Source organism: Acetobacter sp. UBA5411 (genome assembly GCF_002409645.1).
Taxonomy (GTDB): Bacteria; Pseudomonadota; Alphaproteobacteria; order Acetobacterales; family Acetobacteraceae; genus Acetobacter.
The window spans coordinates 38765-62236 of sequence record NZ_DHNR01000043.1 but is presented as its reverse complement, the minus strand read 5'-3'; the positions used below and the strand labels follow the sequence as shown (position 1 = coordinate 62236).

Below are 23472 nucleotides of genomic sequence, written 5' to 3'. Positions count from 1 at the left end.
AACTACTGATCTCCACACCGTGTTGAGCCGATAGAGGCCAAACCCAAAAGAGAAAATGACACTCTCTTAATCTGGCCCTACCCACTCCACTATTGCGAACAATTCTTAATTGCAATACGCTATTTGAAATCCTGCATCGAATAGGGCTTTTCCTGATGAACACTGCAACGGAATTCACTGCTGAATGGCACCTCGAACGTTCCCACCCGGCCCAACTGCTCTCCTATCTTGATCTTGCCCAGCCATTTGTCGGACAGATAAACAGACTGATCGCCAGATTTCGCGATGTGCATTTTCTCTGCGAACATGGAAGTAAACCGGCTTCCCTCCTCCCTCTCCGCAATGCGCTGGCGTTCAATCTGGTCAAGATGTCGCGGTGGTGGAGTTTCGATTTCTGCCCACGCAGTATCCTGGAAATGCAGGCCCCCCGTTTTCTTGGATATGTGAAGAAGCATCTCGAGCAATCATATGATGATGAAGCACTCTACGATGTGTTCACCACCCAGCGTTATCTCCATCCCGGCAGCCCCTCAGACGTGCTGGTCATTGGCCGTGACCCGGAGCCAGAACTTTTCCATGTGATCTATGGCGTAGACGGGCAGCGTCGGTTTCGTGTCGGGTCTGAGGCATCTGATGGCTCTTCTCTCTGGCAGAACAGCGCCTACTCCGATTTTGCCGGTGCCTGGCTCGCGGCGCGCGCAGTAAAAGCACGCGAAAGCGGTGACCGGGAGGCGGCACGCGACGCCTCTCTGGCTCAGGCGGAGCACGAGCAGACCCGTTTGTGGCATCAGCGTTATTTCCATGCCTGCTGTGAACGACATGTCTTCACGCTTTACGCCGACGCCAAAAACCGCCTGCTGCTTCACAAAAGCGCTTTCGGCCGTATGGAATCCGAAACTGTCGTTAACAGTCTTGCTTTTCGTGTGGCACGCTTTGCCGTTCATTCAGGCATAACGGTAGCAGACCTGATCCGGGAAACAGCCTCACCATCCTCTCAACATGAAGACAGTCTGGAGATTGAACGACGCGCACGCACTCATGTCTTTACGTCCGTCGATGAAACACGACAGACCGTTCAACTCGCCGTCGTGGACCGTCTCGGCAGCTATCGTCCACGTCACTGCTGCTGAATGACCCGGATTTCTTGCAAAACAGAAAAGCGTATCAGGTCAGCACCTCGGGGTATCTCCCTCCCCATACCTTCCTCACAGCGGCCAAGAGAGGATGAACCGCATGGAACACAAGAAAAAGCATCCTCGAAAAAGGCATGAAGAGCAAGAACTGTCCCAGCCCCTATCTGGGGCAACCCTCGCCGTCTCTTTTCAGCCCACACTTATAACAATAGTGCTTTGAAACGATGACCATTTCGGTGGGTTTTTCATTCTGGAAAGACAGTCTTCTTTTCCACTAGCAATCAGATGGAGCGCATGACCGCAATGAATGAATGCGGAATAGTCACGACGCAATCGCGGTCTTGTTTCCCTAACCAGACTGACGCTGCACGTGCGATCCGATTGATATGGGCAGAATTTACGCAGAATAATGATCACTGTCCGGCATCAGGTTCAAAGACGGTCACTCCATATGCGGATGCTGTTTTAACCCAGCTTCGCCCCTCATGCTGCAACACGGCGGCTTCTCCTTCCGGCGATGCATAGTATCCCGTCGCCTTCTGTCCGGAACGGCCCTCATATTTCCGGAAAACGGCTTCGGCGTAACGGGCTCCAGCCTGAGAAGCCGCGTGATAACGGGCGACTGCTTCGTGCCAGTTACCCGTCTTTGCATGAATTTCGCGCAGGAAAAGACCTGCTGCCAGTCCATTTGTCACGGGATCAAAACCTGCTTCAATCGACGGAAATGCATCGGAATGCCAGCCGAGATTGATCTGGAAACATCCGATATCGACATGTGGCCGAGGACCGAAAGCACCCGATTTCAGCATTGTTTTTACGGCATCGACCGCCAGTTCCTGACGGGAAAAGGAAACAGTCAGTCCGTTTACATTGACAGCAAGGGGTTGGTTATTGCTTTCAACCCGCGCAATCGCAACAAGCAGACCCTGAGGAATATCCAGGCTGTTCTCCACAATAGCCGCTGCCTTGTCGCACGAGACATTCTGCGCGGCCTGTGCCTTGGCCGACGCAAGCCCCATGATAAGGCCAGCTATAACAAGCCAATATCCAAAAAATTGGTTCATAAAACCAATATCGAATGGGTTCTTTAGGATTGTATTAAAATGAACGGAACGGGCTTAGTCTTCATGGATTTTTTTTATGCGCTCTTCACATAAAAGCTATATCTTCAGCTTTTATGTGAAGAGGATTATTCCCACTCTTCTCTAGCTGTCGCTGTCAGAAAACGCACGAGTCACAGCGAACCTCGCCACGATCAACAGAACAAGCCGTTGCCCATTTTACTGGCATATCTGGAAATCATGCAGACTTTCATCTATCGAGCAGTTGTCTGGAGGAAAGACTTCCACAGACACCCGGGGCTGTCAGGCAACATACCCCGGTTGAAAAACTGACTATCTGTTTTTCAGATCAATGCGCACGACCAGATAGGGACGCTGCTGCATGTCATGACCATCATGGAAAACAGGCAATCTGGCCCACTGGCCAACCGTCATGATCAGACTGTTTGCGGTCTCGCCCAAGGCGAGACTATCCGGACTGATAAGGCGGGGATCATGTGCAACAAGGCTTAGAGTGCCATCAGGTGTCCGGCGAACAACCCCATGCCGTTCCTCGTCAGCCATATAGAGATTGCCATCGGGAGCGGTGAAAATGCCATCGACAACACCGACTTCACCTTCATCACGTACAACCTGAATGAGACCGGCTTCGCTAATCACAGGATCAGACAACACGGCTGTTGGCGCGCTGTAGAGACGCCTTGAAGAAAAAGGCGTCCAGAACAATCGGGAAGAATCTGCGCTGAGGCCAATGCCGTTGACCCCACCCTGCGGCATTTGCGCGTGGTCCGGGTTATAACGGAACAGCTTGCCGTCCACTTCCATGACATGACCCGCCACCGCACTGACACTTTTGTCTTCCGCCAGAATCCGCCTGGCTTGACCACTTGCGATATCGAGAACGATCAGAGCCGGATGCGTTGTCTGGGACGTATCGGAAATAAAGGCCGTTCCGCTTTTGCCATGCGTCAGATCGACACGAATATCGTTGATATGACTGTCCGGCAGCACAACCGGAGCCGTCAGCGCAAAGCGCTGAACGATGCTGTTCGTGCGGGGATCAATCAGAATGATCGCAGGCGTCTGGGGTTCTGTCTGCCCTGCGACAACACCCTCGTCGATCACCCACAATCTGCCCTGAGCATCTACGGTCATGCCCAGAGGGGACTTCATTTCTTTCTGGGTCGCGGCGTCGGGAAATGGCTGAAGTTCCGAACCGCCTTTCCAGACAGCCAGCACCGGACCGGGATGCGTCTGCGCGCTGGTGGGAAAGGACAGTACAAACCGACCATCGGCAAGATGAGCGATGCCGGAAGGCTGCGCATCAGAAAACCGTGCCAGAACATGCACATTACCTGACGGAACAAAGCTCTGTTCCACGCTATCAGCTGCGTGCGCCACCAAGGGCGCACCCAGTAGTCCCAACAACGCGCAGGCCGCAATCGTCCGGGAAGCTTCGGAGAGCAGTCCGCCTCTCAATGATCGAAAAATTGTCATCAAAATACATCTCGCCACGGACGGTTCCGGACCAGCCGGAGGCCTGTGGGGATTTCCTTCTTCAGTTCAGCAGAGAGCGTTCTTTCAGGAACGCTTCAGATTTTCTGGAGATTTGTCGCAGCTGTCTTGCCGCGATCTTCTGTCAGATCAAAGCTGAGACGCTCGCCATCCGCCAGTCCCTGCCACCCGGCGGCCTGAACGGCTGTGATGTGCACAAACACATCCTTGTCGGAATCGTCAGGTTTGATGAAGCCGTAACCCTTGGTCACATTGAACCATTTCACAGTGCCGGTAGCCATACTCTTTATCCTCTCGGGAAACCGGAGCCCTCAGCTCCGTTCTGGCACCATACGAAACCGACAATCAAAGACTGGCAAGAGAATTCTTGCCGCAGTCTCCACAAACACTTCAATCTGGTTGACTCTATGGGCTGACAGAAAGATCTCTGCACCGAGCCCCTCATTCTTCACCACGAGCGGAAAACAGCCCGATGCAGGCAATACTCTACCACAACCCACGCTGCGGGACGTCCCGCAAGGTTCTGGACATTCTCAAGGACGAAATTACAGATCTGAAGATCGTCGATTATCTCAAGACGCCACCCGATCTTGAGACCCTGCGCGATCTCGCTAGTCGCCTGCCCTCAGGAGCTCACAGCCTGCTCAGAACCAAGGAACCTCTGGCGACGGAACTCAAGCTGACGGAAAAGGACACAACGGATGAGCAGATTCTCACCGCGATTTCGACCCATCCGATCCTGCTAAATCGGCCGGTCGTCGTGACCACTCTCGGTACCCGTGTCTGTCGCCCGGCGGAAATCGTGCGGGAAATACTACCGGCAACTACCTGAAGGCATGTGCGTGGATCCAGCGATGGATCCTCCGAAACTCAGTTAGGAAGAGACCAATCAAGCCACGCCATGAGTGCAATGAACACAGCCAGACAGGCGTGAGCAATCAGAAGAGCACGGAGAGTGATAACAGGCACTTCAGTTTTGGGGCTACACGTCGCCATGACATGATCTTTCGTTGAAAAGAGGAAAATTCCGGGAAAGAGACGAACTCAGCTGTGTGGCAGATGATGATAGGCACGGTTGAAGTAGACAAGCGCTGGAACCGGACTTCCCATTCTGACGGCCTGCACCTGACCAAACAGCACACTGTGCGTACCGACTTCAACAATCCGTTCAATGCGGCAATCAAGCGAGGAAACGGCTTCTTCAAGACACGGCGCACCGGTTTCGAGCGTTGTCCAGTGGCCGACCGCAAATCGTTCTACGGCATCCAGAGCGCTGGCGAATCGATCAGACAGATGCTGCTGGGCGGACGCCAGAACATTGACGCACATCGGGCCACCCTCACGGAAAGCCTCCCGCACACGACTCGCACGCTTGAGGCAGACGAGCAGGGTCGGTGGATCATCCGTAACCGAGCATACGGCCGAGGCTGTGAACCCGACAGGTTCATCCAGAGTTCCCGTCGTAACGACCGTAACAGCCGCGCCGAGACGCGCCATGGCCTCCCGAAAGAGAGTTCCGTCAACGCTCAAATTTCTTCCCTTCTCTCACGCAGTCGTGCAGTCGTGGCCCCTTCATACAGTCTACCCCTTAGCGATTAAATGGATTGTCGCAACCAGATATAAACTCTGAATGAATGCGACCGCTTCAGAAACGCTGGTAACAGGGGTTACCGTATGCAGGACATTATAAGCACCATCCGAAGCAGCCGCCACGGACATGTCGGTTATATTACACTCGACAGACCGAGAAACCTCAATGCGGTCGATCGCGCCATGGCTGAAGCGATTATGGACACGCTTGCCGAATGGCGTGATGACCCCGCCATCCAGAGAATTCTCATAGATTCCTCATCCAGCAAGGCATTCTGTGCGGGCGGCGATATCAAGTCTCTCTACATGACCATTCAGGAAGATGGCCCGAAAGCCGCGCACAGGAACATGGTCATTCCCTATCAGGCCATGCAGATGATCGCCGACTATCCGAAACCGGTCATCACCATCATGGATGGCATCACAATGGGGGGCGGCGTCGGACTGGGTGCGCACGCCGGCTATCGGGTGGTCACGGAACGCTCGGTCCTCGCCATGCCTGAAAATCTGATCGGACTGACGCCGGATGCAGGAGGCTCTTGGCTTCTGGCGCAGGCACCTCGTCCCTACGGACTGCGACTGGCGTTGACAGGCGACCGGATGATTGGCGCTCAAGCCGTCACCATGGGCTTCGCCGACTACCTTGTGTCTTCCGAGAAACTGGAGGCACTGAAGGCCGCACTGCTCAGCGACACATTTTCAGAAGACGCTATCCTGAAACGCTACGCAACGACGGACATCCCGTCACTTTCGGACGCATTTCCTCAGGCGATCAGCACACTCTATAATGTGGAAGATATGGGGCCTCATGAAGGGGTGCCGGTGTTGCTCTCGCGACTGGAAGCCTCGGATCAGGATTGGGCCAAAACGGACCTGACTACCTTGCGCTGCCTCTGCCCGTTCTCACTTCATGTCACGTGGCGGATGCAGCAGAAACTCCATGCCACCCATGCCTCATGCGACGACGCCTTTGCTCTCGAAACACAGCTGGTACTGCACATGATCTCGCGCCCCGATTTCTCTGAAGGCGTCAGAGCCAGAGTCATCGACAAGGACAATACGCCGCGCTGGTCTCCGGCCTCCCTGTCAGAGGTGAAGGAAGACGCTGTAGAGCGCTGCTTTAAAGTTCAGTAGCTGTTCTGGTTGGATGGAGGCGCATCCGTATAGGACTTGTTCAGCCTCACAGCATTCTGCTCGGCCGTGAGACCTGTGGGGCCTTCCGCAACGGATCGGGCGACGTTGGGCATGAGGTCCGGGCGGCTCCAGCAGTCCACACCGCTCCACCCCTGCGTGCAATAAGGCTGGGGCGGCGGCGGCGTTTCCGGAGGCGAACACCAGCCCGTGCCTTTCATCAGTTCGGACGTGCTGCATGTCCGCCCCATGGCGAACGAACCGATCTGCGGAGCAGAACATCCCGCGAGCATCGGCAGAAGACAGAGGACAAAAAGACGCGTGCTGTGCATGGTCGCAGTGTGCGTCATTCGGGTGAATAAAGGCTTACCGCACCCCCTTCCCCAACCCGATAATCTGGCCGCCTGAATTCAACCTGCATGACTGGCTCAAGGAACAGGTTTGCCGCGGGGCTGGCTCCCGGTTATTGTCCGGTCAGTTCTTGAGGTTGTGATGGGAATATGCCGTGATTTCTCCGGGGAATCATGGCTCGTCACGGCCTTATCGAAAGGAGAGAGTGGGTTCCCGTGGCTGACGATATTTTCAGGGAAGTGGATGACGCCATGCGGATGGAACGCCTCCGCAAAAGTGCGCGTCGATTCGCGGGGCTTGGTCTTGCCGGTCTTGTTCTCATTGGAGCGGGGATCGGCGGCTGGGAATATCACCTCTCCAGCCTCCATAAGGAAGCCCTCGCAAAATCCACCACCTATATGAGTGCTCTGCACGATCTGGGTGCAGACAGCTCAGTCGCGGGGACCAGCCTGCCTCTCACACCGGCCCAGCAGAAAGCTCTGACAACTCTCGCAGATGTCGGAAACGCCGCCCCGTCAGGGCTGGCGACACTTGCGCAACTGCGTGAAGCGTCTTCCTACGCCACGCACGGCAAGACGCAGGAAGCGCTCAGGATCTGGGACAACATTCAGCAGAATACAAAGCTGGATGCGACGCTGCGCCATATGGCAACCCTTCTGTGGTGCCAGTGGCAGGTGGATAGCGGTGACATCGCGACCATCCGTTCGCGGCTGTCTCTGCTTTCCAATGAAAGCAAGCCCTTTGCGGCTCTCGCCAATGAGCAGCTGGCGACTCTCGATCTACGGGCTGGCGACGTGAAATCCGCCCGTGACCGTCTGACCCGCCTGCAGCAGGATTACAATGCGCCCAACGGCGTGCGGATGCGTGCTGGCGGCATGCTGCAAACCCTCGACCAACAGGGGTAAACCCCGGGGATCAGGATCGTTCTTTCTTCCTTTCTACTCCGTCTGCCGAGAGCCTTTCATGCACCAGCCACCTTCTGACAGCCGCCGCGGTTTTCTTCTCAAACTGCTGACCGGAGCCGCCGTTGTGCCGCTTGGAGGCTGTCACCTGTTTGAAGACGATAAAAAGCCTCTTGTGGTCGGTCACCGTGTTCCAGTGCTCCCTTCGCATGGCGGTCTGACCGTCACCAGAAGCAAGGATGCCCTGACGCCGATCACCCTGCCGGCTCCGGTCTCAACAACAGACTGGCCGATGAGCGGCCGCACACCCAGTCATGTCGGATCGAACTATGCATGGGGTGGCCTGAAGCGTCGCTGGACCCGGTCCATCGGTTCGAGCACGTCTGAGCCAGATCCACTCGCTCTCATTGCCCTTGGATCGAACGGACAGAGCATTCTGCAAGCCTCTCCTGTCATCCAGGGCGGACGCATCTTCACACTGGATGCGACAGGAGATGTCAGGGCGTTCACATGGCCGGAGATGCGTCACCTCTGGACATTCAACCCCAAGCCGCACCGGATGAAGTCCAGCAATCTGGGCGGTGGTCTGGGCGTGAATGGCGACACGCTCTACATCGTGGACGGCATTGCGGAGACAGTCGCGGTTGAAGCGGCGACCGGCAAGGTAAAATGGCGCGTCAACGTCGGCACGCCGGGCCGCTCGGCTCCAACCATCGAAAAGAACCGCGTGTTCTTCAGCACGATTGATGCGCGCCTCTTCGCTCTTGATGCGACATCCGGGCATCAACTCTGGACCTATGCCGCCAGCATGGCGCCGACAGTGATGTTCGGCGCTCCGGCTCCCGCTGTCGTGGAAGGCGTTGTGCTGGCCGGTTTCGGCTCCGGTGATATCGTCGCCCTGCGAGAGGAAAGTGGCGAAGTCGTCTGGAGTGATACGCTGGGGGCTGGCAGCAGCATGGCTGGCGCTGGCGATTTTTCCTGCATCCGCAGCCTGCCCGTCATTCAGAATGGCACAGCCTACGCCATGAGCGTGTCAGCCTCGCTGGTCGCTTTTGACATGCGTTCGGGACGACGTCTCTGGGAGCGGGCCATTGCTGGTGCCTCCCCTCTTCTCGTCGTGCAGGACTGGCTGTATGTCATCACCCTTGATGGACAGGTGGCCTGCCTTGACCGTATTACCGGTCAGGTCCGCTGGATCACTCAGCTGCGCCAGTATGCCCGCGTTGACGCCCGAAAAGACGGTGTCGCCTGGACAGGACCTGTTCTGGCGGGCGGTAAACTGCTCTGCGTCAGCACACTTCCTGCAAACGGCATCGTTTCTCTCGATCCTGTCACAGGTAAAATTATTTCCATCGACACCCTTCCCGCGCCGACCACGGTCGAGCCCATCTTCTCTGACGGACAAATGTTGATCATCGATAACCGAGGCGACCTCAATTCCTATGGCTGATCGCCCACGCACAAAGTCCGGAAAGCGCGGACCAAGACAACCTATGCGGCCGGAAGCCCCGCTTCCTGCCTCTGGCCTGCCGACGGTCGTGATCGCCGGACGCCCGAATGTCGGGAAATCCACCCTGTACAATCGTCTGACCGGACGACGGAACGCTTTGGTCGCAGACTTTCCCGGCGTGACACGTGATCGCAAGGAAGGCGAGGCGCTGATGCGCGGCCGCACGATCCGTCTGATCGACACGGCGGGTCTGGAAGAAGCGGCTCCTGACTCGCTGTTCGGACGTATGCAGAACTCTTCCGCTCTGGCGGTGCAGCAGGCTGATCTGATCCTGTTCTGCATCGACGCCCGTGCCGGAATCACGCCAGCCGACCAGCATTTCGCTACATGGCTGCGCCGCCAGAACCGCAAGGTCCTGCTGGTCGCCAATAAGGCGGAAGGACGTGCTGGTGCGGCTTCTGCAATGGAAGCTTTCTCCTTGGGACTTGGCACGCCCATCGGCATCTCTGCTGAACATGGCGAAGGCATTTCCGATCTGATGACGGAAATTGTCGACGCCCTGCCTCAGGGTATTCTGCCGCCTGTCGCTGAAGAGAAGCCTGTAAAAAAGAAGGCGAAACCGAAAGCTCCAGTTGAAGAGACCGTCAGTTTTGCCGCTCTCACGGGTGAAGTTGATGAAATCCCGGAAGAATTTGGTGAAGAAGCCGTTTTTATCGAAGACGAGACCGAAGAACCGGGCGTTCTGAAGATCGCCTTCGTCGGTCGGCCGAACGCTGGTAAATCGACCCTGATGAACCGCCTTCTCGGCGAGGAACGCATGATTACCGGGCCGGAACCCGGTCTGACACGTGACTCGATTGCCGTGCTGCTGCGCGACGAACATGGCGAAGTGCAGATTGTCGATACGGCAGGACTGCGTAAGAAAGCACGCGTTGAAGAACATCTGGAAAAGATGTCCACTTCCGCGACGATTGAAGCGCTGAAGCGTGCAGAAGTTGTGGTTCTGGTCATCGACGCCACGCTTGGTCTGCACGAGCAGGATCTCCAGATCGCCCGTCTGATCGAACGTGAAGGCCGGGCCTGCGTGCTGGCGCTCAACAAATGGGATGCGGTGGAAGATCGCACCGCCACGCGTCAGGCGATCTATGATCGTCTCCAGACCTCACTGGCGCAGATGAAGGGGATCGAAGTCGTTTCCTTCTCCGGCAAGACCGGTGCGGGTGTACAGAAATTGCTCCCTGCTGTCCGCCACGCTGCCGAGATCTGGAACAGCCGCGTCCCGACAGGCGAACTAAACCGCTGGTTCGACATGATGCTGGAGCGTCACGCGCCACCTTTGGTTCAGGGCAGACGCCTGAAACTGCGTTACATCACGCAGGTCAAAAGCCGCCCGCCGACCTTTCTGGTGTTCGGCACGCGCGCCGAACAGTTGCCTGACGACTACAAGCGTTATCTGGTGAATGGACTGCGTGAGACCTTTGGTCTGACCGGCGTGCCTATTCGTCTGCAGTTGCGCGGAACGAAAAACCCTTACGCAGACGAGCGGGACTGAAGATCTCACTTCAGAAGATTTCCTGAACAGTTTCCCGCTGTTCAGGAAACACCCTCTCAGCTTCGGGCGTAACCCTTGCACATACGAAGCAGCAGGCCAGCTTCCTGCATGGCCGATTTTGCTGATTCCATGACACGTGGATCAAACAGGGTTTTGACCGCCTGCACCGGTTCAGCATGCGTCAGCTTGTCCAGCGCAGCTGATGCTGCCAGCGGCGCAAACATCATGGTACTGGAATCACGGTAGCAGGACATCGTGCAGGCAGTGCACTTGGTTCTGTCATCAGGTAATTTGGCGAAGTCAAAGACAGAACCCATCGGTTTGTTCCAGGCTTCGCAACGCCAGACGTTCAGCTCCCAATCCATGTAGAAGTATTTGAAACCTCCCACACAGGGGAAATGTTCTTTTTCACCGCGAATATGGCGCTGGATATCCTGCACGGAAGCTGTTGGATTCAGGACAGGAAACTCTTTTTTCATTTCCAGAATCTGATCGAGCACAGCAATCAGTTCGGCGTCAGTGAAATCAATCAGCTCACTATTCTCGTTGAAAACGAGAGACGAAGACTCAAAGGCTTCACGCCGTGGATAGGAAAAGGTCACACCGCTGAAACCCAGCGCACCCAAGGTGTCCGGTAATCTGCGCATATCGACAAGGCGCGACACGGTCACGGAGGCCATGACCGGGATACCGTAAGTGCTCATCAGGGCAATGCCGTCCTTGATGCGCTCCTCCACCCCTTTCAGACCACGGTTTTTCTCATGGAGAGCCATGTCATGGCTGTCGATGGAAATGAAAAGAGCCTTCAGACCGGCTCCGGCAAGTTCCCGAGCATGAGTGGGCAGTGACCAGCCATTCGTAATCAGATTGGTCTTCATCCCATGGTCGCGAACGGCGGAAACCATACGGATGATTTCAGGGTGAAGCAGAGGCTCGCCGCCCTGAAAGTCCACTAAGGAAATGCCGCGTTCAGCAAGGATCGGAAGAGCGCGGACAAATTCATCGGCGTCGATGAAATGGCGCGGCTTTCCTTTCATCTTTGACTTTGCGAAGCCGCAAAAGTCACAATCGGCGTTGCAGTAATCCGTAACTGAAACATCAATGGCAGCAGGCAGAAGGGAGGCCGTAAATGCTGCGAGACGAGACTGCGAAGACATTGACACTCCTTCATTAACGCTTGTCACTTATTGAGCGCGGTCGGTTCCATTCAATCAGATATGTCGCTTTTATTACACTTCAAGAGAAACCTTTAGTTACATTTTGGAATATCTCTATCCCGCCAACAGCCCTTGCACCTCACGTGCTGGAATTTGTCGGGTAGTGTAATTTGAAGACATTCATTGGCGGATAAAACGCCGCCTCCAACCCGAAGTTTCCTCAGAACAGCCATGACCAACGCATCAAGCGCCTGCTATCCTGTGCTTTTGCATGGGAAGAGTATCGGCGATCAGACTGCAATCGGCCCAATCATTTTATTGTAACAGGCAAGGAAGCTGACAGGCATATTGTTGCCGGACAGCTTCAGATTTTTGTGCGTTTACGGCTAAAGTACGCAGCCCGCCCCACACTTCACAAAGTCATGAACTCTCTGAATCGGCCTACGCGATGTCCAGTCCGATATCGAGAGCCGTTACCGTCTGCGTAAGCCAGCCCAGAGACAGGATATCAACGCCAGTTTCGGCTATGGCCCGTGCCGTATCCGGTCGGATCCCGCCTGAGGCTTCTGCAACGGCACGGCCGTCAATCAGCGCAACCGCTGTCCGCAACTGATCCGTGCTCATATTGTCGAGCAGAAACGCATCGGCTCCGCCGTGCTCAAGCGCCGTTTCAAGCTGCTCCAGAGTGTCGACCTCAAGCTCGATCTTCATGAGGTGCCCCGCACGCTGGCGGGCAGAGTCGAGTGTCGCTGTGATGCTACCGCCGCAGAGCGCAATGTGATTGTCCTTGATGAGAATAGCATCATCAAGCCGGTAACGATGGTTGGAACCACCACCTGCAAGCACGGCGTATTTCTGAAAAGCCCGCAAACCGGGAAGCGTCTTTCGCGTGCAGCAGACACGGGCTTTCGTGTCCTGAACAATATCCACAATGCTCCGCGTGGTGGAGGCGATGCCGCTAAGATGACACAGCAGGTTCAGCGCCGTCCTCTCCCCTCCGAGTATGGCGCGGGCCGGGCCGATCACTCTGGCCACAGTCTCACCCTCTTCCACCCGTTGTCCGTCCTTGACCACGGCATCGAACGTCACGGAAGGATCGAGCAGGGAAAAAGCCAGCGCCGCACCGGGAAGTCCTGCGATAACGCCTGCTTTTCTCGCACGGAAAACAGCCTGTAGAACAACGTCTGACCGTCCGAGCGCTTCCGTGGTGACATCGCCGCCAATGCCGAAATCCTCCAGCAGCGCGCCCCGCACCATCGGTTCCCACATGATCGAAGGAAGATAGGCTGCGTTCATAACATCACCTTTATTTTTCTCGATACTACTCAGACAGCCAACATACGTTCGACAGCCCGCCGCGCAGGCTCCTGAAACTCCACGGGAATTGTCACTTCCGTCTGGAGTGTTTCCAGAGACTTCCTGATCCCGGCGAGAGTGATGCGTTTCATGTGCGGGCAGAGATTGCAGGGACGCACGAACCGCGTGTCCGGATAGAGCAGCGAAAGATTGTCGCTCATGGAACACTCCGTCACCAGCAGCACTTTTTCAGGTCTTTCCCGGGCGATCCAGTCGATCATCTGCGCTGTGGAACCGGAAAAATCAGCTTCCGCGACCACCTCCGGCGGACATTCGGGGTGAGCGATGACAACAACACCCCGATGGATACGACGATACTGGCGGATTTCCTCGGGCGTGAAGCGCTCATGAACTTCGCAGTGCGCAGGCCAGGTTATCATTTCGATCCCTGTTTCCGCTTCGATATTCTTTGCCAGAAATTCGTCCGGGATCATGATGACACGCGGCACGCCGAGACTTTCGACGACTTTCTTCGCGTTGCCCGACGTGCAGCAGATATCGGTTTCAGCTTTGACCGCCGCCGTGCTGTTCACATAGGTCACGACAGGAACGCCAGGATAAGCGGCCTTGAGCGCCCGGACATTATCCGCCGTAATGCCCTCCGCCAGCGAACACCCCGCCTGCGTATCCGGGATCAGCACTTTTTTGGCAGGATTCAGCAGCTTGGCGGTTTCCGCCATGAAGTGAACGCCCGCCATTACGATGATATCGGCGTCCAGATTACAGGCTTCCCGCGCCAGAGCCAGACTGTCTCCGCGAATATCGGAAACGCAGTGAAAGATTTCCGGTGTCTGATAGTTATGCGCGAGGATAACGGCGTTTTTCTCACGTTTCAGGCGCAGGATTGCTTCAATATCGTCCGCGTAAAGCCGCTCCCAGTCCTGCCGTGTCATCACGCCAGCAACAGGCTGGAAAAGCGTATCTCGGGAGTCCGCGAGGAGCGTTGTCATCGGATCGGGCCTGCCTCATCGTTATGCTCAGATTGAGCATATAGAGACAGAAACCTGTTCCCTCAAGTGAACATTGCCACACTTTTCAGCGAGGCCTCTGTCATACAAGCGGCGGCAAAGGCAGTTTGGCTCCAGCGAGGTAGCAGTTCTGGGACGACGCCTCGCAGAAACGATAGAGCCGCGCCGGTCTCCCCTGCCCTGATGGATCAAAGAGATCGGTCTCTTCCACCAGTGACTGATGCTGCACCAGACGACGAAAATTCTGTTTGTGCATCCGGCGGCCTGCCAGCGTTTCCATCGCCTGCTGAAGCTGCAAAAGGGTAAAATACTCAGGCAGAAAATCGAAAACAGCAGGCGTATAACGAATTTTGGCGCGGATACGCGAAAGCGCCGTCGCCAGAATGCGGCGGTGGTCATGCTTCATGGCGCGTCCCAGACAGCCTGTGAACAGTGGTGCTTCGCTTTCTTCCCGCGACCCGGCCTCGGGAAGAAGACCGGCTTCCCAAAGCAGTTCATACCGGTCGAGCACAAGTTCATCGTTCCATTCATGGCCATCCAGACCGAACGCAACCGAACAGCGCGTCAACCGCCTTTCATTGTCGGCCACCCAGCTTTTCATATGCCTGACAAGCGGGATCAGAAACGCCTGCGCGTCATCCGATCGCCGGTCTTCCCATGGGAAATACGCATATACAGACTGCCATGACGCCATTTCCGCAGAGGAGCGCGCCAGAGCCATATAGGAAATCCGCACAGCCCGGTTGCCAAAATCATCTTCTGCATCAGCAAAAGTATAAAGCTGCTCCGTGTGCCCCAGACGGAACCCCGTCAGGTTCTCAACCCAGTGACGAAGGCTGCGTTGCAGGGAAGCCTGCCCAGCCTGCAAGGGACCAGAAGGAAATCCATCGCCTTCTCCGGTCGTGAGTACGCACAGCTGCGGCTCTTTCGCGGCAATGGTGTCCAGCCCAAGCACCACGGCCACCAGTTCTGTTCTGCAATGCGCTGTTTCATTCATGAGATAGGCCGATACCGCCCCCTGCCACGACCCGCAACCGCTGCGATCGCCGCGCCCCTCTCCCCGCTCAACCTCAACTCCATGCCTTGAGGTCAGCGATATAGTCGGGATCCAGCAACAGATTTCTGTAGCGCAATTCCATACGCACGATCATCAGGCAGCCCAGAGCCATTGTCACCTGCTCACGTCCCACGCCCATTGCAGTTTTTTCAATCTGAAACAGGGCGTCCAGTGTCCGCTCCACCAGAGCCGTCATAGCTGAGACCGAGCGGGAAGACGGGGACAACGCCTCAAACATGTGCGTCAGAACGAGCTGAGCCTGCGAAGGCATGCGGACGTCCGTGGAGGAGTGGCGCAGCTGCATGAGATTGCGCCCCATGGTCATTGCCGAGAACGCGCCTTTCAGCAGTCCGTCCATTTCCGGCGGCACCAGCCCTCTTCCATTGGCAATAAGCTGCTCCATGTTCCGGACAATAAAACCCACCCATGCCGGCTCTCCAATACGCTTGCTGTCCTCCGCAATGCGATGAAGCGACCGTATGACATGCGCGCGAAAGTTGCTGATGAACGCAGGCAGGCTGAACGGCAGAATATGCCGGAAGACCAGCACACCGAAGCCCAGTCCGGCAAGCAGGGCGAGGCTTGTATTGAACCAGTGAATCTCGTCTGTGCGAAAATGATTTTCCGGACTGATCATGTAGGGGAAGAAGTTGGCGAAAGAGGCCGCAAGCGCTGCTATGGCGGGGTTACGCGCAGCTAGGCCGCCCACGATCATTGGTACTCCCACAGCAAGACACAGGATAGGATAATCCGCTGTCACCGGCATGACGAGAAAGACCGGTATGATGGAAAGCGCCACCGCCCAGACAGCTCCAAACAGAAAATTGCGGCTTGCAATCACGGTGTTGCTGAAAGAAGCGAAACGAGCGCAGACCACGGCGACAAAGGTCACAAAAAGCGCACCGTAAGACCAGGCCGTCACTTCCCAGATCATGGCGCCCAGCAGCACCGCCAGAGCGGAGCGTATCCCGTTGGCAAATGTCGCGCCCCAATCAGGCGGGCGCACAAGCCTGAACCGCGCTGAAAGAGTTGTCTCGCGCATGTCGCCCGCATAACAACCGAGCAGGTGCTCAAGTTCGCCAAGCAGCAGGGCAAGTCCCTGTAGAACGATCCTGTCGTTCAGCGCTGTTTTCTTTTCTGCTTCTGTGGGAGCGAGCGTGTTTTCTATCCCGGCCTGACACCGTTTCTGGAGTGTCCAGACATCCTGCCGCAGGCTTTGCGGTGCGACGGCATGATCCAGTTCTTCCGGCAGTCGCTCGAAAAATGCCGCCACATCAGTCAGTATTTTCTGAGAGATACCGTTTGGAACGTCGCCAGTGGCGGCGAGACGGCTCCGCATTCCGACGCCGCGCGACGTCAGACGCGTCACCTGCCCCAGCACGGCCCGGGCTGAGCGCACCAGAGGTTCGTTCCTGCCCGCCTCGATCGCACTGAATTCCATTCGATCATTCAGGGTCAACGCCAGAGAAAAGATCTCATGCAGATCGCTTTCTCGTGGTGATTGACGCAAGAGAATGGCCCGCACAGCCCCCGAAGACCGTGAAATAATCTCCCGCAACTGCGAACGGATGGCCTTTTGCGCGCCGGCCGCCACATCGGGGATAAAAATGGCGGCCACCACCATTTCACAGATAACCCCAAGCAGAATGTAGGTGCCACGCGACACGGCAATATCGAAGATCTGATCCTGCGCATCCACGGCTGAAATGGCGACGATGGCGCAGGTATAGGCCGTCAGCACGAAGGCGTAACTGCGGAAGTTGTTCACCAATGTGCCGAGCGCCGTGCACAGCCCGACCCACGCCGCCAGAAGTGGAAAGAACAACCAGGGCTGCTGCGGGGCCATCGACACAAGCGCCATGGCGGACGCAACACCGGCCAGAGTGCCCACGACTCTCCAGCGCCCCTTGGAGATGCTCTCGCCTCTCGTTCCCTGCGCCACGATCCAGACCGTCATGGCCGCCCATTGTGGCTGGCCAAGCTCCATCCAGAACGCGATGGCGAGAGCCAGCAGCGAGGCAAAAGTAGTGCGGAGTGAAAATCCGAGCGACGTCAATTTGGGGGCGAAGAGCCACGCAAACGCCGATGGGTTGAGTGTCAGGGCGTTAACACAACGACTCAACAACGGGACGGCGGGAGGAGATGGCATTGTCCCATATTGCCACGAAGCGGTTGCCACCTCCATCGCTTAAACACAAAATCGTGACGAAAAACATGCCGTTGAACCCGACAGGCAGCATGTCAGTCCAACACGCTTTGCGCCTCGTTACGCTGTTCGCCCCATGTAAGCGCCAGCATCAGCCCAGTCACGAGCAGAGCGTCCGTCAGTCGGGAAAAATGCAGACCAAAAGGGATCAGCACCAGCAGGACAGCAATCCCGATGATGTGGGACAGAGCAAAAAAGCCTGAGACAATCTTGCGGTAGAGAATGCTGGCCAGCAGATAGAGCACCGGACCGGACGTCATGACCAGAACGGAAGCCATGCTTCCCTCTTCCAGCGGATTTTCCATCAGAAGGTCTGCGCCCACAGCCGTCACGATAATGCCCGCAATCAACACCGCGTGGAGATAATGGATGGTCGCACCCATTTTTCCCGGATCATCGGCCTGCGTGATCCTGTGTCGGGCGCCCTCGCCGGAAGTGCCGAAATACAGCCACCACATGGCCATCGTGCCCAGAAAACTGGTGATGAAAGCGACTAGATAAACCGGCGTCCAGTTCTGGTTCTCGGCCATGGACAGACCAGTCGCCATGATCCCCTCACCCAGCGCCACAATGACGAAAAGCTGGCAGCGCTCGACGAGGTGCGCCCCTTCAATCGTCCACTCGCTTTTCGAGTTGGATCGTCCCAGTCCCGGAAAAGGGAACCCGAACATTGGGGAGACATATTCGCAGAGCGCGGCGATGCACCACAACGTCACGCGGACCACAGGGTCCGATGCCACGCCGCCTGACAGCCAGAACACGGCGGACACCAGCATCCTGGCAAGGATACGTCGGTAATTCGGTGCAAGCGGGTGATTACGCGGCAGCCACGTGACCACAAAGGCGCTGCGCCCGACCTGCATGGCCGCAAAACAGAGAGCAAAAGGCAGGCCATGCTCAGCAAAGGAATCCGCGATAGCCGACCCCATGAGCAGCGCGAGCACCATAGTGACAAACAGCACGCCCCGGACAGCCGGCAGGCGCGGATCGAACCAGTTTGTGAACCAGCCGGTATATTGCCAGCCCAGCCAGACGGCGAGCCAGATCACCGCAGTCTGGAAGGCTCCGAACAGCGACAGGTGATGCAGCAGGCCGTGGCTGAGCTGCGTAATGGCAAAGACATAGACCAGATCGAAGAAGAGTTCCTCGTTTGTGACAGCGGCATGATGGCCGTCACGGGTGCGGAGGAAAGGATGGTGACCGGCTGTGTCCTGCGACATGAAGCGTCCGTAAAGAGAAAATGACTAAGGGCTCTGAACGTAGCGCCCTCCCCCGGGTTCGCCCAGAGGGAACAGACGCTCGCCGTCCAGAGCTCTTTATGCCGTGGCGGTGTTATTTGGTCGTATAGCCACCATTGACGAGGATGGTCTGTCCCGTCATCCACCATCCTTCCGAAACCATGAACCGCACATAAGGCGCGATGTCTTCAATGTCCGTCAGGCCTGTCTTGCTAAAGGGTGACAGGGCCGCTGCCGTCTTGTGATAGGCCACGGCATCCGCACCTTCCTGTCCGTAGAAGAACGGTGTGTCCATCGGTCCCGGACCGATGGCGTTTACGGAAATACCGCGCTCGCCGAACTCTTTGGACGCTGCGCGCGTGAAATGCTCCACTGCGGCTTTTGAACCGGCATAGGTGGAATAGAACGGGGTGTAGGCGCCCAGCAGCGATGTCACGATGGTAACGATCTTGCCGTTGTCATTCACATGCTTGCCGGCTTCCTTGAGAAAGAAGAACGCCGCCTTGCTGTTGATGGCGAACATGCTGTCATACTCATCCTCGGAAATGTCGAGGATAGGCTTTTTCAGCACTTTACCGACCGTGTTGATGGCAATGTCCGGACGGCCAACAGCGGCGATAGTGTCTTCAAACAGCTTCTCGGTGGCGGCCGCGGTCGTCAGATCTCCCTGAAATGCCACGGCTTCGACACCCTGTTTTTTCAGTTCGCTGACAAGCTTCTCCGCGTCACCAGCAGATTCCGCACCGTGATGATGAATGGCGATGGCTCCTACACCGTTTGCGGCAAGGTCACGGGCAATCAGCGCACCGAGATTCTTGGCTCCGCCGGTAATCAGCGCGGTTTTGCCCTTAAGACTATGATCGGCCATGAAATGTCTCCTTAATCAACGTCCTTCACATTAACGTTCGAACTTTCGCGAAAAATCACTTGATTTCAGGCAACACTGATCAAGAATAACGAACAATAAGGAGGTGCTGGTGGACAGGATTGATCTGTTACGTGTGTTCATCCGGGTGATGGAAACAGGGAATTTTTCCCGAGCCGCTGGCTCTCTGAATTTGCCCCGCTCCAGTGTTTCAACCGCCATCCAGCAACTTGAAACGAAACTGGGGACACGGCTTTTCTCCCGCACAACCCGCCTTGTCTCGCCCACGACCGATGGAAAGGTGTTTTATGAACGCGCCTTGCAACTGGTTGCTGACATCGAAGATGTGGAAAGTCTGTTTCAGCAGAAACGCGGTTCGCCACGCGGTATCCTTCGGGTGGAGATGCCGGGACGTATCGGCCGCCTGATTGTCGCTCCGGCGCTTCCCGCGTTCCTTGCCGCGTATCCGGAGATTGACATTCAGCTGGGAGTGACGGATCGGTCCGTCAATCTGACGGAAGACGGAGTGGATTGTGCGTTACGGGTCGGCGCGCTGGCGGACTCCAGTCTGATTTCACGGCATATCGCTGATCTGCAGGTGATCAATGTCGCAAGCCCGCTTTACCTCCAGACGCACGACGTTCCCCAAACGCCTGAAGACATCCCGGCTCATCAGGTTGTTCGCTATGCCTCCCCTGCGACGGGGCGAATTGAAGAATGGGAGTGGGTTCAGCAAGGTGAATCGAAGACCTGCCCCGTGCAGGGACGTGTGACGGTCAACAGCGCCGAAGCGTTGATAGCCTGCTGTGTCGCCGGGTCCGGTCTGATTCAGATCCCCGCTTATGATGTCAAAACAAACCTCATCAACGGAGAGCTGGTCGAAGTTATGCCCGAGTGGCGGGCTCCCCCTTTGCCTCTGACTCTTTTATATCCGGAAAGACGCCACAGATCTTCAAGGCTACGGGTTTTTGTGGACTGGATCACTGAGTTACTTAAAAATCAGCTTCAATCAAAGTATCGGTAGTAAATTACGGTCCATTTTTATATACAATTATTTTCCAGAAAGACCCGGCTCTTTCCCTGCTTATTCTATGGTTTCGAAGGCATCGACCAGCCATTCACTGGGTTCACGCTCAGCTTCTTCATACCACTGCGCCATCAACGGATGCTTGCGAACAGCTTTCATATAAGCCCGTGACGCTCCACAAACATCAATATCATAACTGAGAAAACGAGCAACAATTGGGGCAAAAGCAACATCTGCATTGGTAAAGTCGTGACCAAAAAGATAGTCTCCATCTGCACCGAACCAGCACAGTGCTTCTGTCCAGATTGAATCAATACGGGCAATGTCCTTTATGACAGCTTCAGAGAGCGGCTCCTTAAGAGGACGATTATTTCTTCCGAGATTCATAGGCAGTGCAGAACGCACATTCTGAAATCCTGAATGCATTTCAGCGGAAATCGATCGTGCCACCGCCCGCGCTTCTCGATTTTCCGGCCAAAGCGCTGGTTCAAGTTCGGCACAGTATTCGGCAATAGCCAGACTGTCCCATACCTTCACGCCCCGATGTTCCAGACATGGAACCTTACCATTAGGGGAAACCTGCGTTATCCGTGCACTACTGTCTGGTTGCCGCAATGGTATGACGTCTTCCGATACATCCAGACCAGCCAACCTTACAGGCAGCCATCCTCTCAGGGACCATGAAGAATAACGCTTCGTGCCTATGACAAGACGGCCATCGCTCATAAAAATGCTCCCAGCAGGTAATGAATAGCATGCCTATAGCATCTACCCGGACAGGCTGGCAGCCAAAACCCTGACGGCAACGATCCATATTTCGGGCGATAGGGCCGCCAAGCCTCGAATCACTCTGAGCAAATAGATTTCTGGCTTTCAAACCTTGTTGCTCAAATCTGCGGAGCAAAGAGGATATCCGAGAGGTTTTGCTACAACTGTAAGAAGCTGGCTTAACGTTCCTGCTTTATCGCCAAGCCGTTAAAAATTTATCCATATTGGATCGTTACAACTCCTCACGTGACAGCACGATCAACATGCGCACGTGATAAGAGGTTAATGTGACAACGGTTTTGACTTATGGAACATTTGACCTTTTCCATATCGGTCACGTGCGTCTTCTCCAAAGAGCAAGCGCGCTCGGCGAGCGATTGTATGTTGGCGTCTCTTCCGACGCGTTTAACGCACTTAAAGGCAAAAACAGCATCATACCTTATGAGCAGCGTGCCGCCATTGTCGCTGCCATGAAAGAAGTTGATGGCGTATTTCCCGAAGAAAACTGGACACAGAAAAAATCGGATATTGAACGCCTGAAGGCTGACATTCTGGTTATGGGAAACGACTGGGAAGGCAAATTTGATGATCTGAATACCATATGCAGCGTCCATTACTTACCGAGAACAGAAGATATTTCCACAACGGACATCAAAAAGACGTTTGAAAAAATAAACCGTCAGCAGATTGTCAGTCTGGAAAATCAACTCAGGAACGCACGAGACACACTTTTGCGTAACAACCTACTTTAATAATTCAAAGTGACAGAAAGGTTATATTTTACTATGACTGATGATAATACACAAAAAATAAACCGCTATCTTTATAGTCTGGAAAATATTTCCAAAAAAAATCAAAAGAAACCAATCATTCTGTTTTTTGGTCGTCATAATTTTTCTGATAATTCGAAATATCTTTTTTTGAACATGTCTGCGCGGCAGGATGTTTTGGCAATCTGGTGCTCCACCAATGCAGAGCTATGCACCCGTCTTGCCGATGAAGGTTTGCAGACTCTCAACATGAATGGAAGTATTGGTCATATCCTATCCATTTTCACACAAGCTGCGGTTGCCGTGCATTGTGTCAATACTTTTGAGAGCGTTGAAAACACCATTCTGCGTGCAGCATTGAAAGGTGCAGTTCATGTCCAGCTCTGGCATGGAATTTCGATCAAACCGCTGGATATGTTGAACGCCAATGCTGATAATCTGCTCGACATTACATGGATAGAGCAGACATTGGGGGCTATTTCCATTGATGCCACCTTGAGTCCAGCGGAACGATTGGACCATTTCTGGCGTGCGGCCTTTGGAACCCAACAGGTTATTCGTGCAGGGTTACCTAGAAACGAAGTACTGCTTCGTCCTGCGACAGAATCAGAACGCATCAATACGGCAAATTCCGTTTTATCCAATACAGGCAACTATATTCTCTGGGTTCCAACATTTACTTCGGCAGGAATGACACCGCTATGGAACCGCCCGGAGTTGATCAATCAATTGGTTATTACGGCCCAAGCAAATGGATATCAGCTTGTCATCAAACCTCATCCTTATGACACCGCGACTTTTCATTCTCAAAACATACAAAATTATGATGATGTAATTTTTATATCACCAGACATTGATATCTATCCGGATCTTCATAAGTTTTCATGCCTTATTACTGACTGCTCCTCTCTTATGTTTGATTATCTCCATCTGGATCGACCAATTCTGATTCTTGAACATTCCCAAAAAGGCAACGATACTCAGTTGGCATGGTTTGATCATCTACCGCTACCGGCTGTCATTGGCCCGGATACAAACGCCGAAGCCCTTTTGGAAAAATGCCTGAAGAATGATCAGCAAGCACAGAGTCGTAAAAAATGCGTAGAGGCTCTTTTCACCACAGATGCGCTCACCTCATGCAAGACGATATCTAAGGTCTTGTATGATCTTGTTGAAAAACAAACGGAAAATAAATTCACCGTCATGCAATAATATATTTAGTATCACCGCATAACCAGACGACATGCTTCCTGTATTATTTTCGTAATATAGGAAGTTAACTATTGCGACGCACATATATGGGCACCCATTACTACACAAGACAGACCAATAGTTAAAGGCTATCAGTCTACAAAGGTACTCTTAAGCTTGAGCG

22 protein-coding genes are annotated in these 23472 nt (G+C 54.9%); 9 read left to right on the top strand and 13 right to left on the bottom strand.

Annotation, left to right across the window (positions count from 1 at the left end; genetic code table 11):
* The first annotated feature begins 155 nt into the window (after window positions 1-155).
* A complete protein-coding gene (locus tag B3759_RS16215) occupies window positions 156-1130 on the top strand; it encodes a hypothetical protein (protein ID WP_291367611.1) in 975 nt (324 codons plus the stop codon).
* A 416-nt stretch (window positions 1131-1546) separates the two neighbouring features.
* Here the strand turns inward: B3759_RS16215 and B3759_RS16210 are convergent, their stop codons facing one another.
* The 3 genes from B3759_RS16210 to B3759_RS16200 form a co-directional block, all read right to left on the bottom strand.
* Window positions 1547-2152: a transglycosylase SLT domain-containing protein gene (locus B3759_RS16210; protein ID WP_291367609.1), complete on the bottom strand. Its 606-nt coding sequence runs from the start codon at window positions 2150-2152 to the stop codon at window positions 1547-1549.
* A gap of 375 nt (window positions 2153-2527) precedes the next feature.
* Window positions 2528-3691, bottom strand: a complete 1164-nt coding sequence (locus B3759_RS16205; RefSeq protein ID WP_291367607.1) for an L-dopachrome tautomerase-related protein — start codon at window positions 3689-3691, stop codon at window positions 2528-2530.
* A 95-nt stretch (window positions 3692-3786) separates the two neighbouring features.
* On the bottom strand, window positions 3787-3990 hold the full coding sequence (locus B3759_RS16200) for a cold-shock protein (protein WP_099349223.1): 204 nt from the start codon (window positions 3988-3990) through the stop codon (window positions 3787-3789).
* A gap of 191 nt (window positions 3991-4181) precedes the next feature.
* Here B3759_RS16200 and arsC point away from each other — a divergent pair, with 191 nt between their 5' ends.
* Window positions 4182-4541: an arsenate reductase (glutaredoxin) gene (arsC, locus tag B3759_RS16195; RefSeq protein WP_291367604.1), complete on the top strand. Its 360-nt coding sequence runs from the start codon at window positions 4182-4184 to the stop codon at window positions 4539-4541.
* Window positions 4542-4753: 212 nt separating this feature from the next.
* On the opposite strand, the gene B3759_RS16190 is transcribed toward arsC, so the two are convergent.
* Window positions 4754-5206, bottom strand: coding sequence for a flavin reductase (locus B3759_RS16190; RefSeq protein ID WP_291367701.1), 453 nt, complete (start codon window positions 5204-5206; stop codon window positions 4754-4756).
* Window positions 5207-5383: 177 nt separating this feature from the next.
* On the opposite strand from B3759_RS16190, the gene B3759_RS16185 reads away from it, so the two are divergent.
* Window positions 5384-6433: an enoyl-CoA hydratase/isomerase family protein gene (locus B3759_RS16185; RefSeq protein ID WP_291367602.1), complete on the top strand. Its 1050-nt coding sequence runs from the start codon at window positions 5384-5386 to the stop codon at window positions 6431-6433.
* Here the strand turns inward: B3759_RS16185 and B3759_RS16180 are convergent.
* Window positions 6427-6762, bottom strand: a complete 336-nt coding sequence (locus tag B3759_RS16180; RefSeq protein ID WP_291367600.1) for a hypothetical protein — start codon at window positions 6760-6762, stop codon at window positions 6427-6429. The genes B3759_RS16185 and B3759_RS16180 overlap by 7 nt on opposite strands.
* A 234-nt stretch (window positions 6763-6996) precedes the next feature.
* Between B3759_RS16180 and B3759_RS16175 the strand changes: the two genes are divergently transcribed.
* The 3 genes from B3759_RS16175 to der are packed head-to-tail and all read left to right on the top strand — an operon-like array spanning window position 6997 to window position 10685.
* A complete protein-coding gene (locus tag B3759_RS16175; protein WP_291367598.1) occupies window positions 6997-7686 on the top strand; it encodes a hypothetical protein in 690 nt (229 codons plus the stop codon).
* A 58-nt stretch (window positions 7687-7744) separates the two neighbouring features.
* Complete coding sequence (locus tag B3759_RS16170; RefSeq protein WP_291367596.1) at window positions 7745-9133, top strand: PQQ-binding-like beta-propeller repeat protein; 1389 nt, start codon at window positions 7745-7747, stop codon at window positions 9131-9133.
* 43 nt (window positions 9134-9176) lie between these two features.
* On the top strand, window positions 9177-10685 hold the full coding sequence (der, locus tag B3759_RS16165; protein WP_291367594.1) for a ribosome biogenesis GTPase Der: 1509 nt from the start codon (window positions 9177-9179) through the stop codon (window positions 10683-10685).
* 56 nt (window positions 10686-10741) lie between these two features.
* Here der and B3759_RS16160 read toward each other — a convergent pair whose 3' ends face one another.
* The 7 genes from B3759_RS16160 to B3759_RS16130 form a co-directional block, all read right to left on the bottom strand.
* Window positions 10742-11842 (bottom strand): radical SAM protein, encoded by a 1101-nt coding sequence (locus B3759_RS16160; protein WP_291367592.1) that lies wholly within the window; start codon window positions 11840-11842, stop codon window positions 10742-10744.
* 441 nt (window positions 11843-12283) lie between these two features.
* Window positions 12284-13138: a carboxylating nicotinate-nucleotide diphosphorylase gene (gene nadC / locus B3759_RS16155; protein WP_291367590.1), complete on the bottom strand. Its 855-nt coding sequence runs from the start codon at window positions 13136-13138 to the stop codon at window positions 12284-12286.
* A gap of 29 nt (window positions 13139-13167) precedes the next feature.
* Window positions 13168-14148 (bottom strand): quinolinate synthase NadA, encoded by a 981-nt coding sequence (gene nadA / locus B3759_RS16150; RefSeq protein WP_291367588.1) that lies wholly within the window; start codon window positions 14146-14148, stop codon window positions 13168-13170.
* 100 nt (window positions 14149-14248) lie between these two features.
* A complete protein-coding gene (locus B3759_RS16145; protein WP_291367587.1) occupies window positions 14249-15163 on the bottom strand; it encodes an NUDIX hydrolase in 915 nt (304 codons plus the stop codon).
* A 73-nt stretch (window positions 15164-15236) separates the two neighbouring features.
* Window positions 15237-17372 carry an FUSC family protein gene (locus tag B3759_RS16140; protein ID WP_291367585.1) on the bottom strand — a complete coding sequence of 712 codons (2136 nt, stop codon included), beginning with the start codon at window positions 17370-17372 and terminating at the stop codon, window positions 15237-15239.
* Window positions 17373-17464: 92 nt separating this feature from the next.
* The gene (locus B3759_RS16135; RefSeq protein WP_291367583.1) at window positions 17465-18649 is read right to left on the bottom strand and encodes a low temperature requirement protein A; all 1185 of its coding nucleotides are present in this window, start codon (window positions 18647-18649) and stop codon (window positions 17465-17467) included.
* A gap of 112 nt (window positions 18650-18761) precedes the next feature.
* Window positions 18762-19535 (bottom strand): SDR family oxidoreductase, encoded by a 774-nt coding sequence (locus B3759_RS16130; protein ID WP_291367581.1) that lies wholly within the window; start codon window positions 19533-19535, stop codon window positions 18762-18764.
* A 109-nt stretch (window positions 19536-19644) separates the two neighbouring features.
* Between B3759_RS16130 and B3759_RS16125 the strand changes: the two genes are divergently transcribed.
* Window positions 19645-20556 (top strand): LysR family transcriptional regulator, encoded by a 912-nt coding sequence (locus tag B3759_RS16125; protein WP_291367579.1) that lies wholly within the window; start codon window positions 19645-19647, stop codon window positions 20554-20556.
* A 60-nt stretch (window positions 20557-20616) separates the two neighbouring features.
* On the opposite strand, the gene B3759_RS16120 is transcribed toward B3759_RS16125, so the two are convergent.
* Window positions 20617-21285, bottom strand: a complete 669-nt coding sequence (locus B3759_RS16120; RefSeq protein ID WP_291367577.1) for a glutathione S-transferase family protein — start codon at window positions 21283-21285, stop codon at window positions 20617-20619.
* 329 nt (window positions 21286-21614) lie between these two features.
* On the opposite strand from B3759_RS16120, the gene B3759_RS16115 reads away from it, so the two are divergent.
* Together B3759_RS16115 and B3759_RS16110 are read left to right on the top strand one after the other, a co-directional pair.
* Window positions 21615-22079: an adenylyltransferase/cytidyltransferase family protein gene (locus B3759_RS16115; protein ID WP_349679311.1), complete on the top strand. Its 465-nt coding sequence runs from the start codon at window positions 21615-21617 to the stop codon at window positions 22077-22079.
* A gap of 33 nt (window positions 22080-22112) precedes the next feature.
* Window positions 22113-23309, top strand: a complete 1197-nt coding sequence (locus B3759_RS16110) for a CDP-glycerol glycerophosphotransferase family protein (RefSeq protein ID WP_291367575.1) — start codon at window positions 22113-22115, stop codon at window positions 23307-23309.
* The last annotated feature ends 163 nt before the right edge of the window (window positions 23310-23472 follow it).

Coding starts and splice junctions, on each gene's coding strand:
- arsC (WP_291367604.1), top strand. CDS start 4,182: ATGCAGGCAATACTCTACCACAACCCACGCTGCGGGACGTCCCGCAAG.
- B3759_RS16215 (WP_291367611.1), top strand. CDS start 156: ATGAACACTGCAACGGAATTCACTGCTGAATGGCACCTCGAACGTTCC.
- nadA (WP_291367588.1), bottom strand. CDS start 14,148: ATGACAACGCTCCTCGCGGACTCCCGAGATACGCTTTTCCAGCCTGTT.
- nadC (WP_291367590.1), bottom strand. CDS start 13,138: ATGAACGCAGCCTATCTTCCTTCGATCATGTGGGAACCGATGGTGCGG.
- B3759_RS16145 (WP_291367587.1), bottom strand. CDS start 15,163: ATGAATGAAACAGCGCATTGCAGAACAGAACTGGTGGCCGTGGTGCTT.
- B3759_RS16205 (WP_291367607.1), bottom strand. CDS start 3,691: ATGACAATTTTTCGATCATTGAGAGGCGGACTGCTCTCCGAAGCTTCC.
- B3759_RS16170 (WP_291367596.1), top strand. CDS start 7,745: ATGCACCAGCCACCTTCTGACAGCCGCCGCGGTTTTCTTCTCAAACTG.
- B3759_RS16200 (WP_099349223.1), bottom strand. CDS start 3,990: ATGGCTACCGGCACTGTGAAATGGTTCAATGTGACCAAGGGTTACGGC.
- B3759_RS16160 (WP_291367592.1), bottom strand. CDS start 11,842: ATGTCTTCGCAGTCTCGTCTCGCAGCATTTACGGCCTCCCTTCTGCCT.
- der (WP_291367594.1), top strand. CDS start 9,177: ATGCGGCCGGAAGCCCCGCTTCCTGCCTCTGGCCTGCCGACGGTCGTG.
- B3759_RS16140 (WP_291367585.1), bottom strand. CDS start 17,372: ATGCCATCTCCTCCCGCCGTCCCGTTGTTGAGTCGTTGTGTTAACGCC.
- B3759_RS16210 (WP_291367609.1), bottom strand. CDS start 2,152: ATGGGGCTTGCGTCGGCCAAGGCACAGGCCGCGCAGAATGTCTCGTGC.
- B3759_RS16130 (WP_291367581.1), bottom strand. CDS start 19,535: ATGGCCGATCATAGTCTTAAGGGCAAAACCGCGCTGATTACCGGCGGA.
- B3759_RS16110 (WP_291367575.1), top strand. CDS start 22,113: ATGACTGATGATAATACACAAAAAATAAACCGCTATCTTTATAGTCTG.
- B3759_RS16120 (WP_291367577.1), bottom strand. CDS start 21,285: ATGAGCGATGGCCGTCTTGTCATAGGCACGAAGCGTTATTCTTCATGG.
- B3759_RS16190 (WP_291367701.1), bottom strand. CDS start 5,206: ATGGCGCGTCTCGGCGCGGCTGTTACGGTCGTTACGACGGGAACTCTG.
- B3759_RS16180 (WP_291367600.1), bottom strand. CDS start 6,762: ATGCACAGCACGCGTCTTTTTGTCCTCTGTCTTCTGCCGATGCTCGCG.
- B3759_RS16185 (WP_291367602.1), top strand. CDS start 5,384: ATGCAGGACATTATAAGCACCATCCGAAGCAGCCGCCACGGACATGTC.
- B3759_RS16135 (WP_291367583.1), bottom strand. CDS start 18,649: ATGTCGCAGGACACAGCCGGTCACCATCCTTTCCTCCGCACCCGTGAC.